Source organism: Bifidobacterium pseudolongum subsp. pseudolongum DSM 20099, assembly GCF_000771225.1.
Taxonomy (GTDB): Bacteria; Actinomycetota; Actinomycetes; order Actinomycetales; family Bifidobacteriaceae; genus Bifidobacterium; species Bifidobacterium pseudolongum.
The window spans coordinates 1-14,556 of record NZ_JDTZ01000012.1 but is presented as its reverse complement, the minus strand read 5'-3'; the positions used below and the strand labels follow the sequence as shown (position 1 = coordinate 14,556).

14 protein-coding genes, 1 tRNA gene and 2 pseudogenes are annotated in these 14,556 nt (G+C 64.3%); 11 read left to right on the top strand and 6 right to left on the bottom strand.

Annotation, left to right across the window (positions count from 1 at the left end):
- Positions 1 to 180: 180 nt before the first annotated feature.
- Positions 181 to 1,137, bottom strand: a complete 957-nt coding sequence (locus tag OU02_RS07430; protein WP_033489652.1) for a TatD family hydrolase — start codon at positions 1,135 to 1,137, stop codon at positions 181 to 183.
- A gap of 21 nt (positions 1,138 to 1,158) precedes the next feature.
- Positions 1,159 to 1,518: a hypothetical protein gene (locus OU02_RS09080; RefSeq protein ID WP_033489651.1), complete on the bottom strand. Its 360-nt coding sequence runs from the start codon at positions 1,516 to 1,518 to the stop codon at positions 1,159 to 1,161.
- A 42-nt stretch (positions 1,519 to 1,560) separates the two neighbouring features.
- Between OU02_RS09080 and OU02_RS09075 the strand changes: the two are divergent.
- Positions 1,561 to 2,175: pseudogene (locus OU02_RS09075) on the top strand (ATP-binding cassette domain-containing protein); the annotation flags it as partial.
- A gap of 12 nt (positions 2,176 to 2,187) precedes the next feature.
- Positions 2,188 to 3,786: an ABC transporter ATP-binding protein gene (locus OU02_RS07415; RefSeq protein ID WP_033489649.1), complete on the top strand. Its 1,599-nt coding sequence runs from the start codon at positions 2,188 to 2,190 to the stop codon at positions 3,784 to 3,786.
- 333 nt (positions 3,787 to 4,119) lie between these two features.
- On the opposite strand, the gene metG is transcribed toward OU02_RS07415, so the two are convergent.
- Positions 4,120 to 5,982 carry a methionine--tRNA ligase gene (gene metG / locus OU02_RS07410; RefSeq protein WP_033489648.1) on the bottom strand — a complete coding sequence of 621 codons (1,863 nt, stop codon included), beginning with the start codon at positions 5,980 to 5,982 and terminating at the stop codon, positions 4,120 to 4,122.
- 168 nt (positions 5,983 to 6,150) lie between these two features.
- On the opposite strand from metG, the gene OU02_RS07405 reads away from it, so the two are divergent.
- Both OU02_RS07405 and OU02_RS07400 read left to right on the top strand, forming a co-directional pair.
- Complete coding sequence (locus tag OU02_RS07405; protein WP_051918287.1) at positions 6,151 to 6,822, top strand: hypothetical protein; 672 nt, start codon at positions 6,151 to 6,153, stop codon at positions 6,820 to 6,822.
- Between the two features lie 22 nt (positions 6,823 to 6,844).
- The gene (locus OU02_RS07400) at positions 6,845 to 7,171 is read left to right on the top strand and encodes a variant leucine-rich repeat-containing protein (RefSeq protein WP_238551992.1); all 327 of its coding nucleotides are present in this window, start codon (positions 6,845 to 6,847) and stop codon (positions 7,169 to 7,171) included.
- Between the two features lie 5 nt (positions 7,172 to 7,176).
- Here OU02_RS07400 and rsmI read toward each other — a convergent pair whose 3' ends face one another.
- Positions 7,177 to 8,124: a 16S rRNA (cytidine(1402)-2'-O)-methyltransferase gene (gene rsmI, locus OU02_RS07395; RefSeq protein ID WP_033489647.1), complete on the bottom strand. Its 948-nt coding sequence runs from the start codon at positions 8,122 to 8,124 to the stop codon at positions 7,177 to 7,179.
- 107 nt (positions 8,125 to 8,231) lie between these two features.
- Between rsmI and OU02_RS07390 the strand changes: the two genes are divergently transcribed.
- The 6 genes from OU02_RS07390 to OU02_RS07365 all read left to right on the top strand — a co-directional run bounded on the left by OU02_RS07390 (position 8,232) and on the right by OU02_RS07365 (position 13,178).
- Positions 8,232 to 9,842, top strand: a complete 1,611-nt coding sequence (locus OU02_RS07390; RefSeq protein WP_080720525.1) for a dolichyl-phosphate-mannose--protein mannosyltransferase — start codon at positions 8,232 to 8,234, stop codon at positions 9,840 to 9,842.
- A gap of 85 nt (positions 9,843 to 9,927) precedes the next feature.
- On the top strand, positions 9,928 to 10,749 hold the full coding sequence (locus tag OU02_RS07385) for an alpha/beta hydrolase (RefSeq protein ID WP_033489646.1): 822 nt from the start codon (positions 9,928 to 9,930) through the stop codon (positions 10,747 to 10,749).
- Between the two features lie 79 nt (positions 10,750 to 10,828).
- Positions 10,829 to 11,353 (top strand): TetR/AcrR family transcriptional regulator, encoded by a 525-nt coding sequence (locus OU02_RS08615; protein WP_080720526.1) that lies wholly within the window; start codon positions 10,829 to 10,831, stop codon positions 11,351 to 11,353.
- A complete protein-coding gene (locus tag OU02_RS07375; protein ID WP_160248858.1) occupies positions 11,278 to 11,757 on the top strand; it encodes a YesL family protein in 480 nt (159 codons plus the stop codon). The genes OU02_RS08615 and OU02_RS07375 overlap by 76 nt, the downstream gene beginning before the upstream one ends.
- A 76-nt stretch (positions 11,758 to 11,833) precedes the next feature.
- The gene (locus OU02_RS07370; RefSeq protein WP_033489645.1) at positions 11,834 to 12,559 is read left to right on the top strand and encodes a DedA family protein; all 726 of its coding nucleotides are present in this window, start codon (positions 11,834 to 11,836) and stop codon (positions 12,557 to 12,559) included.
- 61 nt (positions 12,560 to 12,620) lie between these two features.
- A complete protein-coding gene (locus OU02_RS07365; RefSeq protein ID WP_033489667.1) occupies positions 12,621 to 13,178 on the top strand; it encodes a GtrA family protein in 558 nt (185 codons plus the stop codon).
- A 190-nt stretch (positions 13,179 to 13,368) separates the two neighbouring features.
- Here OU02_RS07365 and OU02_RS07360 read toward each other — a convergent pair.
- Both OU02_RS07360 and OU02_RS07355 read right to left on the bottom strand, forming a co-directional pair.
- Positions 13,369 to 13,590, bottom strand: a pseudogene (locus tag OU02_RS07360) (hypothetical protein); the annotation flags it as partial.
- Complete coding sequence (locus OU02_RS07355) at positions 13,515 to 13,997, bottom strand: LacI family DNA-binding transcriptional regulator (protein WP_051918289.1); 483 nt, start codon at positions 13,995 to 13,997, stop codon at positions 13,515 to 13,517. The gene OU02_RS07355 and the pseudogene OU02_RS07360, both read right to left, overlap by 76 nt.
- A 308-nt stretch (positions 13,998 to 14,305) precedes the next feature.
- On the opposite strand from OU02_RS07355, the gene OU02_RS07350 reads away from it, so the two are divergent.
- A tRNA-Ala gene (locus OU02_RS07350) sits at positions 14,306 to 14,378 on the top strand.
- The last annotated feature ends 178 nt before the right edge of the window (positions 14,379 to 14,556 follow it).

Genomic DNA, 14,556 nt, shown 5'->3' with positions numbered 1-14,556 from the left:
GGGCCAATCCCCGCCCTTAAATACAGCATTAGGGAACGCTAATGCCTCCCATGGCCCGACATGGCCACACTTTGCGTACAGCATATTCGCCGCGAACAATGGCCGAGGATACTCCTTGATGTATCAATTCGCGTTCAGAACATCACAATATGTCCACAAAACCCAATCAACACACCGCGTTCAGACCCCATACACCTCGCGCGTCGTCGCACGCGTCGCACGCGCCACCTCATCGATCGGCAGATCAAGATATTGGGCGAGGGAATCCAAAGTGTATGGAATCATATATGGCGCATTCGTGCGTCCGCGGTACGGCATCGGGGTCAGGTACGGCGCGTCGGTCTCCACCATCACATGGTCGAGCCCCACGATGCGCACCGATTCGCGGATGCCGTCATTGCCCTTGTAGCTCGACGTGCCGGAAAGCGAGAGATACCAGCCGTGTTCGCGCGCGATCCGCCCCATCTCGGCGTCGCCGGAATAGCTGTGGAACACCGTGCGCCGCGGCGCGCCGTCGGCGAGCAGTGTCTCGATCACTTCGCGGTGCGCGTCGCGGTCATGGATCTGCAGCGGCAGGTCGAGTTCCTTCGCGATCGCGATATGCGCGCGGAACGCCTCACGCTGCAGCTCCTTGGCGCCTTCGCCGGTGCGGAACAGGTCCATGCCCGTCTCGCCGATCGCCACGACCTGGCGCGGATAGGCGCGCGCGATGCGGTCCACTTCGGCGATCGCGTCGTCGAAGTCCACATCGTGCCACGGCTTGTAGCGCAACGGCAGTCCGTCGGGCCCGGGCACGCCGCGGTGGCCGTGCAACACGGATTCGTTGGGGTGGATCGCGATCGCCGCATGCACCACGCCCGGGTGTTCGCGCGCCATGTCCACCGCGGTCATGAGGTTCGGCAGTTCGCAGCCGCAGTCGATCACACCCTCCACGCCCACTTCCTGCGCCTGATGCAGCAGTTCATCGACGCTGTAGACAGGCACTTCGGGCTGCCCTTTGGCTTGCGCCTCGTGGCTCATCGCGCGCGAGAACGGCACGACGGAGGCCACATGCGTATGGTTGTCGACGACGTGCGCGTCGGCCGGCAGGGCCTGAGGCGCGGGCGCCCAATTGCGGTCGCGGTGTTTTTTGCTCATGGATGCAAGTCTACGCGCGCATCACCGCACGTCGTAGCTCACCGCGAAGATGCGCGCGGACGGCCGGTCGCTGTCCGACACGGTGAGGCGCACGGTGTCGGGGTCGACATGCTCGACCGTCCACGGGCGCACACCGGGCGCATGGTCCGGCTGACCGGGGTCGGGGAACACCTGCCGCACATGTGCGCCATGCCCACGCTGCAAGTACATCGAGTCGACGCCGCCGCGGCGCCAGACGGCCAGATACTCCACATGCTCGTTGCCGTCCATGAGCGCGGCCACATCCGGGTAGACCGCTTCGGCGGTCGCGTGGTTGTGCCGCAGGCCGTAGGCGAGCCACGGGCCGTTGAAATCCGGCAGGTCGTCGGGCCACCATGGCATAAGGTGCCCTTGCTCGCCGAGCACGCGCCGGTGCAGCGCCACGGCGTCGACGCGCGCGCATGGCCGCTCAAGACGCTGCGCGAAGAGGTGAGCGTCGTGGCGCAGGACACGTTCCTGTTCTCCGACACGATCGGCGGCAACATCGGTTTCGCCCTCGGCGGCCGGCAGACGCCCGACCCCGAGTACATCCGCCGCATCGCGTTCATCGCCGGCGCCGACGATTTCATCGAGCGCATGCCCGAAGGCTACGACACCGTGGTCGGCGAACGCGGCGTCGGGCTTTCGGGCAGCCAGAAGCAGCGCTTGAGCCTGGTGCGCGCGATTGCAGACGACCCGTCGATCCTGATCATGGACGACACGACGAGCGCGGTGGACATGGAGACCGAGGCGAAGATCCAGCAGCATCTGGCCGATCTGGAAGACACGAAGACCATTGTGACGATCGCGCACCGCATCTCGTCGGTCAAGGACTGCGACCTGATCCTCATGCTCGAGCACGGGCGCATCGTGGAGCGCGGCACGCACGAGGAACTGGTCGCCGCGCACGGCCGCTACTGGCAGATCTACCGCAAACAGCTCGGCCTGCAATCGAGTCAGTCGCAGGGCTACACACAGGCCAGCGAGACGGCCGGCGGCGCAACGGACAAGACGAACTGAGGGAGGTGCACCATGGCACAACGCAATACCTACCGCGAAGACGAGGAACTCGAAGAACAGATCAACCTGCACGACATCCGCCGTGTGGCCGTGTATCTCAAGCCATACCGCAAGCGCATCGCCGCGATTGTGGCGGTCGTGATCTCGATGAGCTGCATCGCCGTGAGCGTGCCATACCTGACGAAGATCGTGATCGACGACGTGCTGCCACACAAGAACTACGCGCTGCTCGGCTGGATCGCGCTGATCATGCTCGTACTGATCATGCTGTATGAAGTGGCGCTGCGCTACCGCACGTACGAGATCACGCTCATCATCATGTTCGCGATCGATTGGCGGCTCGCCCTGTGGAGCCTCGTGCTGTTCCCGCTGCTGATCGTGGTGGTGCGCGTGCTGCAGCATTTCCAGCGCAAGGCGTACCAGCGTCTGAGCAACAAGCAGAGCAACCTCAACGCCTACATCCACGAGTCGATCGCCGGTGTGAAGACAACGCAGACCTTCGCGCGCGAACGTGAGCAGTTCGCCACGTTCCAGGAACAGCAGGGGCAGGTGCGCAGCGCGTGGATGCGCGCGGTGCACCTGCAGTTCCTGCTGTGGCCGAGCATGGAGATCATCTCGGTGAGCACGATGGCGCTGCTGTATTACGTCGGCATCATGAACATCGGTGGAGTGGCGGCCACGACCGGCACACTCATCGCGTTCATCGGCTACGCGAACAATTTCTGGAACCCGGTCATCAACATCGGCAATTTCTACAACCAGCTCATCACCTGTTCGGCGTATCTGGAGCGCATCTTCGAAACGCTCGACGTGCGGCCCGAGATCACCGACGCGCCGGATGCGGTGGAACTGCCGCCGGTGCGCGGGCAGGTCGATTTCAACGACGTCGTGTTCCGATATGAACCCGACGGCCGCAACATCCTCAATCTCGTGGACCTGCATGTGCGCCCAGGGCAGACCGTCGCGCTCGTGGGGCCGACCGGCGCCGGCAAGACGACGATCATCAACCTGCTCTCGCGCTTCTACGATGTGACGGAAGGGTCGGTCACGATCGACGGGCACGATGTGCGCAGTGTGACGCTCGAGTCACTGCGCCGGCAGATGGGCGTGATGTTGCAAGACACGTTCATCTTCTCCGGCACGATCCGCGACAACATCCGCTACGGCAAGCTCGACGCGACCGACGAGCAGATCGAACGCGCGGCGAAGGCCGTGCACGCGCACGGATTCATCATGCAGCTGCCCAACGGCTACGACACGGTTGTCGAGGAGCGCGGATCGACGCTGTCGATGGGCCAGCGCCAGCTCATCGCATTCGCGCGCGTGCTGCTCGCCGACCCGCGCATCCTGATCCTCGACGAGGCGACGAGCAACATCGACACGCAGACCGAGGAGGCGCTGCAGGCGGGGCTCGCGCATCTGCTCGTGGGGCGCACGAGCTTCATCATCGCGCACCGGCTGAGCACGATCGAAGACGCCGATATGATCTGCTATGTGGACCACGGGCAGATCGTGGAGCAGGGCACGCACAGCGAATTGATGGCCAAGCGCGGCGCCTATTGGCGGCTCGTCGAGTCGCAGTACGCGATGATCGCCGACACCCTCGGCTAGAGCCCCCTCGCGCCGGCTGGAGCGTGTTTTCGGACGCGAGCAAGCCGGTAGCGACCACAAACACTGGGGTGCGCATGGTGGCACAGGAAAAGAGAAAGCCGGCGGAGAGAAGGCCGCCGGCTTAGAGAGAAGAGAGAGAAGAAGGGTTCAGTTATGTGGTTCTAGGGAAGGAACCTCATCAACGACCACATCACAGGCGTCGCTGATAGATATCAATATACGCTATGGCCCGTTGGCACGCCAGACTTTTTGCTCACAGCTAGCTTGGATGTGAGCACGCTCACATCCAAGCTAGCTGTTTGCCCAAAACCGGGCGTGTCGATGCCCATTGGGCTACTTCGTGAGCTTCGCCTTCTCCGCCTCCAGACGCTTGGCTTCAGCTTCCTGACGGGCGTTGAGCGCCTCCTCGAAGCGTGCGAGCTCCTCGTCGACCGCCTCGGCCGGAATCTTGGCGAAGATCGGCGTCGGCTTGGCCACGGGAGCACCCACCTCAATCGGCTCACTCCCCCACGGGCGCACGGTTTCGCCGAGCACGTAATCACCGGTGATCACCGGGTAACGGAACGCCGGATTGTCAAGATCCTCCACCTCTTCGATGCGCGGCAGCGGCGAGAACACGCCGGTGCCGCCGAGCGCCTCGAACACCTTCTGCGCCGAATGCGGCAGGAACGGCGCGAGCAGGTGGTTCGCGTCCATCACGGCCTGGGCCGCCACATGCAGCACGGTGCCGAGGCGTTCCGGGTCGTCCTTGATCTTCCATGGCTCGGTCGCCGAGATGTACTTGTTGATATCACCCACAACGCGCATCGCCTCATTGAGCGCGTTCTTCTGGCGGTGGTGTTCGATCAGGTCGCCCACCGTGGCGAAGGCGCCGGCAGATTCGGCGAGCAGCGCGCGGTCCTCGTCGGTCAGCTTCGCTTCCACCATCGGCGGCACTTCGCCGAAGTTCTTGGCGATCAGGTTCGCCACGCGGTTGACGAGGTTGCCCCATGAGGCGGCGAGCTCCTCGTTGTTGTGCCGCACGAACTCGGACCACGTGAAGTCGGAGTCGGATGTCTCCGGACCAGCCATCGAGATGTAGTAGCGCACGGCGTCCACCGGATAGCGCTCAAGGATGTCTTTGACATAGATGACGATGCCGCGCGATGAACTGAACTTCTTGCCTTCCATCGTCATGAACTCGGAGGCCACGACCTGCTCGGGCAGGTTGAGCGGGCCGAGCTGGCCAGACTCCCCGCCGCGCGAGCCCTGGCCGTTGTAGGCGAGCATCTCGGAGGGCCAGATCTGCGAATGGAACGTGATGTTGTCTTTGCCCATGAAGTAGTAGCCCGGCGCCTCGGGGTCGTTCCACCACTTGCGCCACGCCTCGGGGTCGCCCGAACGGCGCGCCCACTCGATCGAGGCGGACAGGTAGCCGATCACGGCGTCGAACCACACGTACAGGCGCTTGTTCGGGTTGTCGATCCAACCGGGCACGGGAATCGGGATGCCCCAGTCGATGTCGCGCGTGATCGCGCGCGGCTTGACCTCACGGAACAGGCCGATCGAGAAGTTCAGCACGTTCGTGCGCCATCCCTGGCGTGTCTTGAGCCATGCCAGGTTCGCGTCGGCGAGCGCCGGCAGGTCGAGGAAGTAATGTTCGCTCTCCTGGAAGATCGGCGTTTCGCCGTTGATCTTGGAGACGGGGTTGATCAGCTCGTCCGGGTCGAGTTCGTTGCCGCAGTTGTCGCACTGGTCGCCGCGCGCGCCCGGCGCATGGCAGATCGGGCATTCTCCTTCGATGTAGCGGTCGGGCAGTGTGCGCCCGGTGGACGGCGAGATCGCGACTTTCTGCACGCCCTTGTAGATGTATCCGTTCTTGAGGCACTGGCGGAACAGTTCCTGCACCACGAGCTCGTGGTTCTTGGTGGTGGTGCGCGTGAAGAGGTCATAGCTCAGGCCGAGCTCGCACAGGTCGCTTGCGATGACGCGGTTGTAGCGGTCGGCGAGTTCCTGCGGGGTCACGCCTTCCTTGTCCGCTTCCACAAGGATCGGGGTGCCGTGCTCGTCGGTGCCGGAGACCATGAGCACATCATTGCCCTTCATGCGCTGGTAGCGCGCATAGACGTCGGAGGGCACGCCGAATCCGGCGACGTGGCCGATATGACGGGGACCGTTGGCGTACGGCCAAGCAACATTCACCATAATATGAGTCATGCGCCGATTATCCGGCCGAGCTAGGACACTGCGGGCCCTCGCGACCGCCGCCGAATCCACCGCTGTGTCCACATGCGCGTGCGCGCATGTCGCGGGTTGTCCACATATCCACAATGGCCCGCGCTCCGGTTTGCGCCGTACCGCGCATGCGGCTTACGCTGTGCGCCCATGACAACCGACATGTACCAGCCCATGCTGCCGCTATGGGACGAGCCGCCCGCCGAGTGCCGCGCCCCACAGGCCACGGCGGACGAGCCGGATGCACCACCCCCACCATCGGGACTGCCGCCGATCATCACCGCAGAGCATGTGACCGGTCCCCTCGGCATGCACATGCTCATCAGACTGGGCATCCTGATCCCGCTCGACGACGTGCACGCGTACCGCCGCGAGGACGGCGAATCGCTGTACGGGCGCGCGGCGATCACCGCTGCGGCGTTGCCCACGCGGATCACTGCGATGACTGTGTGCGGGGCGACCGCGGCGTGGGTGTGGCACGGCGGCGACTTCCCCACCACTGTGGACATCCTCTCGTCGAGCCACCACCGCACGCGCGTGTTTGGCCGGCCGATCCGCACGCGCGCACGGCGCGTGCCGGCCGATCAGATCACCACGATCGGCACGCTCAGCCTCACCACACCGGAACGCACCGCGTGCGATCTGGCATTGAGCCCGATCGAAGAAATCCGCGCGCACAGCTGGCAGCCGGTCATTGCCGACCTGATGAAACAATACGACTTTGGCTTGCAGCCATGCCTGAACATCCTCGACGGCTGCAGTTACCTGCACACCGCCAAGCAGGCGCGCGCCGTGCTCACCGACTTCGCGTGCGCCGTCTGAACCGCCAGAGAAAGGACCCGCCATGCCTTCCGCACGCAGGGGCCGCGCCAACATGCGCCGCCGGCTCGCCACCACTGCACACGCCGATCCACGCGACGGCGACTGGCAGCTGCGCCCGCTCGACCCGCCGGCGCCACCGATCGCGTTGAACGCCGTGGTGGCGAGCGACCCGGACACACCACTCGACGTGCTGTGGCATATCGCACGCCACGCACCGCAATTGCGCAAATGGGTCGTCGTCAACCGCGCCGCGGATGCGAATCTGCTCGAGTTCATCTCGCAGCAGGGCGGCCCCGGCGTGCGCGAGACGCTCGAACTGCTGCTCGATGCGCTCGAACGGCGCGCCTGACCGCGCTATTTGAGCGCGAGCGCTGCCGCGTACACCTGTTTTTTGTTCGCGAGCGAGCCGTCGGGTGCCGGATGCTGCGCCACGACGTGCGCGATCGCGTCTTTGATGCGCATGTGCTCGCTGCTGGCCATCCGCTGCGCCAGCTGCGCGAGTTCCTGCACGTCGAGCGCGCGCTCCTGCTGAGACCCGGCGCCTGTCGCACCTCCCACGACGAGCACCATCTCGCCGCGTGGCGGATCGGTCTGGACCGACGCACGGATTTCGCCGATCGTGCCGCGCCTGATCTGCTCGTAGTCTTTCGTCAGTTCACGGCACAGCGCCATCGGGCGGTCCGAGCCGAAGGCCGTTTCGAGGTCGGCCATCGCCTCGTCGATCCGGTGCACGGTCTCGTAGAAGACCATCGTGCGACGTTCCGACTGCAGCATGCGCAGATGCTGCATGCGGTCGGCGTGCTTGCGCGGCAGGAACCCTTCGTAGCAGAAGCGGTCGGTCGGCAGGCCGGAAAGCGCGAGCGCGTCGAGCACGGCGGACGGCCCGGGCGCGCACGTGACGGGCAGGCCGCGTTCGATCGCCCGGCGCACGATCGCCAAACCGGGGTCGTTGATCGTCGGCATGCCGGCGTCGGAGACGACGAGCACCGTGGCGCCGGCCTGGACCTCATCGAGCAGCCCATCGGCCTTGCCGCGCTCGTTGTGGTCGTGGTTCGCCACCACATGCCCGCCGACGTGCACGCCGAGCCTGTTGGCGAGCGCATAGAGGCGGCGTGTGTCTTCGGCGGCCACGATGTCGGCGCGCTCGAGCAGCGCCACGAGCCGCGCCGAGGCGTCGGCCGTGTTGCCAATCGGCGTGGCCGCAAGCACGACTGTTCCACGTGGAACATTGGCGTCGGCGATCTGCGCCCGCACCGCCTGTTCCTCCGCCCGCGCCTGTGCGTCTTCCCCTGCCTGAGCCATCGTGCCCTGCCTCCAATCGTGCCTGCCGCCGCGCGGCCCTATGCGAATGCCACCTTCAAATATAAGAGCACGACCATAATGGAACGCAGCAGTCCAAGGAGGAACCCATGTCGCAACCGCCGCAATCCCGCGAATCCGCCACCCGCACCGGCGCCCGGCACGCCGCCGCGCATGCCGGGCGCGTGCATGCCGGCCTGTTCACCCACCCTACGCGCGCCGTGGAATGGGTGTGCACACTGATCGTCGCGCTGTCCGGCGCGCTGCTGCGCTTCGTGCGCCTCGGCGAACCGCGCGCGGTCGTGTTCGACGAGACATACTACGTCAAGGACGCGTGGACGATGCTCCAGACAGGCGAGCCGCGCAACTGGCCCGAGACAGTGCTGTACCTGGGGCGAGAGGCCAATCCGAACATCCCCTTCGCGAGCGGCGAGACCGACCTGTGGCTCGATTCGGCCGAATACGTGGTGCACCCGCCGATGGGCAAATGGTTCATCGCGTGGGGCCTCAAGCTCTTCGGCGGCGCGGCGAACCCCTTCGCATGGCGCGCGGCCACGGCGATCGCCGGCACCATCGCGATCATCGTGCTGATCCGCGTGATCCTGCGCCTGTTCCACAATCTGCCGATCGCGCTGTTCGGCGGCGTGCTGATGGCGATTGACGGCGTGGGGATCACGATGAGCCGCACCGGCCTGCTCGACATCTTCATCATGGCGCTCGCACTCGGCGCGTTCAGCCTGCTGCTGATGCACCGCGACTGGGCCAAGGCGCGACTCGAGCGCGCGCACGCAGCCGACCCGACCGCGCGGCCGCCGCAGATCGCGGTTTCGTGGTACCGCATCGGCGCGGCCGTGCTGCTCGGACTGGCGACCGGCGTCAAATGGTCGGGCACATACTTCATGGCTGTCTTCTGCGTGATCAGCGTGCTGTGGGACGCGTGGATGCGCCACCAGGCCGGCTACCGGCACTGGTTCCTCACCGGCGTGCTGCGCGACGGCGCGCTCGCTGCGTGCACGATGCTGCCGACCTACGCGCTTGCCTATGTGTCCACATGGACCGGCTGGTTCCTGCACCCCGACTCCTACATGCATGACTGGGCGCGGCTGCATCCGGGCGAAGGCATCCAGTGGCTGCCTGAATCGTGGCGCTCCTTCGTGCAGTACCACGCGCAGATGTGGCAGTTCCACACCACGCTCGACGCGCCGCACGACTACAAGGCCAACCCGCTCACCTGGCCGCTGCAGATCCGCCCCACGAGCTTCTACTGGGAGAAGCTGCCCGACCACCCCGGCCTGTGTTCGCTCGCGCCGGACTCGCAATGCGTGGCGGCGATTACCTCGCTTGGCAACCCGCTCATCTGGTGGCTCGGGTCGCTGTGCGCGCTCGGCGCGATCGCTGTCGCGATCTGGCGCCGCGGTGACTGGCGCATCTGGGCGGTGCTCGCCGGGTTCCTCGGCGGCTGGCTGCCGTGGGCGCAGTACCTGAACCGCACCACATTCACGTTCTATTCGATCGTGCTGCTGCCATGGATGATCCTCGCGATCTGCTACGTGTTCGGCTGGCTACGCACAACCATCTCGCGCGCCACATGGCACGCCGCCTTCGGCTCCACGCTGGGGCTGTGCCTGCTCGTCTCCGCGTTCTTCTACCCGATCTGGACGGCGATGCCCGTACCCTACGAGTTCTGGCTGAGCCACATGTGGCTCGAATCGTGGATCTGACGGCCCACCACCGGCCGGCGTATCATAGTCATATCGTTGAACTATATGGGCGAGCCTCGCCTACACCAATCACAAAGAAGGCAACATGCAGTACATCGAACAGACGATCACCGGCATCGACGGCACCACCGCGCGGTTCATCGGCTATGTGCCCGACAATTCCCCCGAGGTCGTGCCCGACCGCACACGCCCCACCGTGCTGATCGTGCCCGGCGGCGGCTATACGATGACGTCCGACCGCGAGGCCGAACCGATCGCGCTGCAGTTCCTGGCGGCCGACTGCAACGCCTTCGTGCTGCGCTACTCGTGCGCGCCTTCGGTCTACCCCACCGCACTGCTCGAAGTGGCCGAGGCGATGCGCCTCATCCGCGACAACGCCGAGGCTTGGCATGTCGACCCGGCGCGCATCGCCGTGCTCGGCTTCTCCGCTGGCGGCCATCTGGCCGCCGACTTCGCCACATCCGCCTCCGACAGCGTGCTGCGTGCGCACGGCTACGACCCCGCGCTGCTCGCACCGGCCGCACTGATGCTCGCCTACCCGGTCATCACCTCCGGCGAATACCGCCACGACGGCAGTTTCCGCGCGCTGCTCGGCGAACGCTACGGCGACGAGCAGGCGATGCGCGAGGTGAGCATCGAAGAGCACATCGACGCACGCACGCCACCGGTATTCGTTTGGCACACCATGCCCGACGACTGTGTGCCGGTGCAGAACACGCTCATGCTCATCGAGGCGTGCCGCGCCGCGCATGTGCCGGTCGAGGCGCACCTGTTCCCGGAAGGCGGCCATGGCCTTGCGCTCGCCACCGCGCAGACCGCATGGCAGGGCGTCAACGGCATTGAACCGGGCGTGCAGTCGTGGATCGGGTTGGCCCTCGACTGGCTCACGCGCACGTTCGCCGACTGACACACACTGCCATCGTGCGTGAGGTACGATGGCAGTGCCGATTCCACTCCTCCGATTACCAGCAAGGACGCCAGTTCATATGACCATCGCAGCATGGCAGCAGATTCTCGACCAGCACGATGTCGCCGCTTCGGGCAAGCCCAAGCCGATCCTCGCCTCCCATGAGGTGACCGTGCGAGACACCACGTCGGCCAAACGCTTCGAAAAGCGCAAACGCATGACGCAGGAGGAACGCCATCTGCAGATCCTGCGCGCCGCGTCGAAGATCCTCGCCGTCAAAGGGTATTGGGGGATGTCGCTGCAGGATATCTCCGACGAGATCGGCATCAGCGAGGCCGCGCTCTACCACTACATCGCCTCGAAAGAGGACCTGCTGGACATGGTGCTCACCGAGGGCTACGACACGACGGAAGCGAACGAGTTCGCGGCGTACAGCGCGTCGGCGGTGGACGCCGACGGCCACCGCATCTACTATTACCCGCGCTATTGCCTCACTTTGCCTATGACAAGAACGACGATATCAATCTGGTGCGCGAATACCTGCGCCGTTTCAAGCGGGAGTTCAAGCAGGGCTTCATCTCGGGTTTGCTGCTGCTCGCGCTGATCGCGGCCGTCCTCTTTGGACTGGGCTTCTGGGCCTCATGGGACACCGACCTGGCATACGCGCCGCTGATCGTCATGGTGGCGGCCACCGTCGTCACACTCGTGATCGCCGAATACATCTTCGCGCTGCAGGCGCGCTTCGCCAACCCGCTGCCCCGCCAGTGGAAGCTCGCCGCGCTGTTCCTGTGGCGCGCGTTTGGCTGCACGCTCGCCCTGATCGGCGTCGACATCGTGGCGCTCGGTCTGGCGTTGTTCGTGCCGTTCGTCCGCGTGCTCATGCTCATCTTCGGCCTGAGCTGGGTCTTCTACGCGAAGTCATTGATCCTGCTGTGGGGCTTTCGCAAGTACGGCGGCTACGGCGAGGTCGAGCGCACCACGTACGTCAACGCCGACAGCGGCATGTGAGGCCCGTCGCTCAGTCTTGCTATGAATGAATGCGGTAGCAGCTGTACTGTCACACCGCATAAGGAACGTTTGCCCCATGGGATTCTTTCACTTCATCGCCGGACTGCTCAAAGACCCGCGCGCCGCGATCGCCAGCTGGATCGCGATGGGTGTCGCGCCGACGCTTGGCTTCATCTTCCTGATCATCTTCATCGAAACGGGTGTGGTGTTCTTCCCGTTCCTGCCCGGCGACTCGCTGCTGTTCGCCGCCGGCTTCTTCGCCGCGCCGGATGCGGCCACCGGCCAGTCCGCGCTGCCGATCGCCGCACTGCTGCCGGTCGTGTGGCTCGCCCCGATCATCGGCGACCAGTGCAACTACTTCATCGGCCATTTCTTCGGCCGCCGCATCATCGAATCAGGCAAAGTCAAGGCCATGACCCCCGAACGCATCGCCAAAACCGAGACGATGATCGACCGTTGGGGTCCGCTCGCCGTGTTTCTGGGCCGCTTCTTCCCCTTCATCCGCACGTTCATGCCGTTCATCTCGGGCATTTCGGGCATGCAGTGGCGCCGCTTCACACCATTCTCCGTATTGGGTGGCCTCGTATGGTCGTCGCTGTTCACGCTGCTCGGCTATTTCTTCGGCGGCATCCCCGTCGTGCAGGAGAACTTCGAACTCGTGATCGTGGCCATCCTGCTCATCTCGCTGATCCCCACCGTGGCGGGCCTGCTCAAGGCGAAGTTCGGCAAGAAGAAGCCGCAGCCGGCCGCCGTGATCGCCAAAGAAGAGACCACCCCTCTCACTGAGGATAGCGAACGCTGACCAAGCCTGTTTGTTCATGCCCTGTGCGGTTTTGCGCACACCATTGCGTACAGTGGTTGGCGTGAAAAAACTGATTGAGCAGATCCTGAAATTCGGCGTGGTGGGCGCCGCCGCGTTCCTCATCGACTGGGGCATTCTCAACCTCCTCGTCGGCGTGTTCCACATGCACAATGTGATCGCTGGCACCATATCGTTCACCATCGCACTTGTCTTCAACTACTTCGCGAGCATGAAATACGTCTTCCGCCACCGCCCGGACATGGCGCGGTGGATGGAGATGGCGATCTTCCTCTTTTCCGCGGTCGTCGGCCTGTTCATCAATGGCCTGATCATCTGGCTGTCCACCTACGGCATGAACAAGGACGCGTTCATTTCGCAGCACGCCGAATACCTGTTGCGCACCAACGTGGGCAAGCTCATCGCCACGGTGGTGGTGGCCATCTGGAACTTCATCATCCGCAAGTGGCTGCTCGACGACACGCATACGAACGCGATGAACCGCCTGCGCCGCGGCGACCATGTGCTCAGCGAAGAGGAGCTCGAAGCCAAATGGGAGCGCAGCTTCTCGCACCGTCTGGGCATGTGGTCGATCGAACACACGCCCAAGGGATGGAAGTAGTCTCCCACTTTTTTCCTCACCACCCAAAAAGTGTAAGAATGCCGGAAGCGGGTTCGTTGGAATTCCAACGAACCCGCTTCCGGCATTCTTACACTTTTCTGCAGCACCCGAAAAAAGTGCGCGCTCAGCTACGCATAACCTTTATCTCCTCACCCTCACGGCGTGCGGTGAAGACCACACTGCCGACGTCGGGGCGCGTCACGATCACCGATCCGTCGCGCACCCACAGCGGCACCGAATCAAACCCATGGCGTTCGGTGCACCATACGCCATGCTCGCTGTACACGCGCTCGCCGGTGAACCAGTTCGTCCAGCCGCCGGTCGGCAGATAATACGTCACGTCGCCGCTGTAGGTGAACACCGGCGCCACAAGCAGCGACGGGCCGAGCATGTATTGGCGGTCGAGCGTGCGCCGGCCATGTCCGCGCGCGAATCACTGAGCAGCACGTCGAGCAGGAAGACGCCGTCCGCCATGCCACGATCGGCCACACGGCGCAGTTCCTGATCGCCGGCCTCGTGCGTCAGCAGCAGGATGTCGTAGCCGTGGCGTTTGGCGGCGGCGGCGAGCGCGAAGAAGAACGCAGCATAATTCGACACGTCGGTGTACGGGCGCAGCGGCGAGCTCACCGCAAGCACATGCGTGCCACGCGCAGAGGCAGGTTCGGTCGCGTCGACCACCGGACGGTACCCGAGCTCGAGCGCGGCGGCGCGCACGCGCGCCTGCGTTGCGGCGCCGATCTTGCGTTTGCCGCTGACCACATACGACACAGTGCTTATCGAAACGCCTGCGCGCGCCGCCACGTCTTTGATACCGGCCATGCCAACCCCGTTCGATGATGGGTATGCGCCCCGCGCCGCATTGCGCTTGGCGCACCTGAGTGCAAGTGAACTATGCGCGCCATATTAGCGGGTTTCGATAATGCGTTCCATTGCGTGGGCGCCGTTGTCGAAATATGTCGAAATATGCGCACGGGATGCATATATATCACCCTACGGCCATGGCGCTTTTATCGCCCCATGCCGCACCGCGACACGCGGAACGGGGTTGCCCGGACGGTCAATTTGCGTTTGTTCACAGATGTGAGTAGACTGTGTCAAGTTGCTATGCGGAGCACAGCAACATCCACGGGGCTGTAGCTCAGTTGGTAGAGCGCTTCGTTCGCATCGAAGAGGTCGTGGTTTCGATTACCATCAGCTCCACGAAGACCGCTGCATTCATTCCACCGCAGCGGTCTTTTTCTTTTCTCCAGCTGTCGCAATGGAACTACAACCGGCGCCGCAGATGGTCGGCGGCCGTCGGTTCTAAGCGATTCAGACGGCCACCACGCCTAGGAATCTCAGGGTTATAGGCCAAAATGTGTGTCTGGCTGGTCGGTGT

Excerpts from the sequence above, each read along its gene's own strand:
- metG (WP_033489648.1), bottom strand. The coding sequence starts at position 5,982 with ATGACTCATATTATGGTGAATGTTGCTTGGCCGTACGCCAACGGTCCC.
- OU02_RS07355 (WP_051918289.1), bottom strand. The coding sequence starts at position 13,997 with ATGGCCGGTATCAAAGACGTGGCGGCGCGCGCAGGCGTTTCGATAAGC.
- OU02_RS07385 (WP_033489646.1), top strand. The coding sequence starts at position 9,928 with ATGCAGTACATCGAACAGACGATCACCGGCATCGACGGCACCACCGCG.
- OU02_RS09080 (WP_033489651.1), bottom strand. The coding sequence starts at position 1,518 with ATGCCATGGTGGCCCGACGACCTGCCGGATTTCAACGGCCCGTGGCTC.
- OU02_RS07430 (WP_033489652.1), bottom strand. The coding sequence starts at position 1,137 with ATGAGCAAAAAACACCGCGACCGCAATTGGGCGCCCGCGCCTCAGGCC.
- OU02_RS07405 (WP_051918287.1), top strand. The coding sequence starts at position 6,151 with ATGACAACCGACATGTACCAGCCCATGCTGCCGCTATGGGACGAGCCG.
- rsmI (WP_033489647.1), bottom strand. The coding sequence starts at position 8,124 with ATGGCTCAGGCAGGGGAAGACGCACAGGCGCGGGCGGAGGAACAGGCG.
- OU02_RS07415 (WP_033489649.1), top strand. The coding sequence starts at position 2,188 with ATGGCACAACGCAATACCTACCGCGAAGACGAGGAACTCGAAGAACAG.
- OU02_RS08615 (WP_080720526.1), top strand. The coding sequence starts at position 10,829 with ATGACCATCGCAGCATGGCAGCAGATTCTCGACCAGCACGATGTCGCC.
- OU02_RS07400 (WP_238551992.1), top strand. The coding sequence starts at position 6,845 with ATGCCTTCCGCACGCAGGGGCCGCGCCAACATGCGCCGCCGGCTCGCC.
- OU02_RS07390 (WP_080720525.1), top strand. The coding sequence starts at position 8,232 with ATGTCGCAACCGCCGCAATCCCGCGAATCCGCCACCCGCACCGGCGCC.
- OU02_RS07370 (WP_033489645.1), top strand. The coding sequence starts at position 11,834 with ATGGGATTCTTTCACTTCATCGCCGGACTGCTCAAAGACCCGCGCGCC.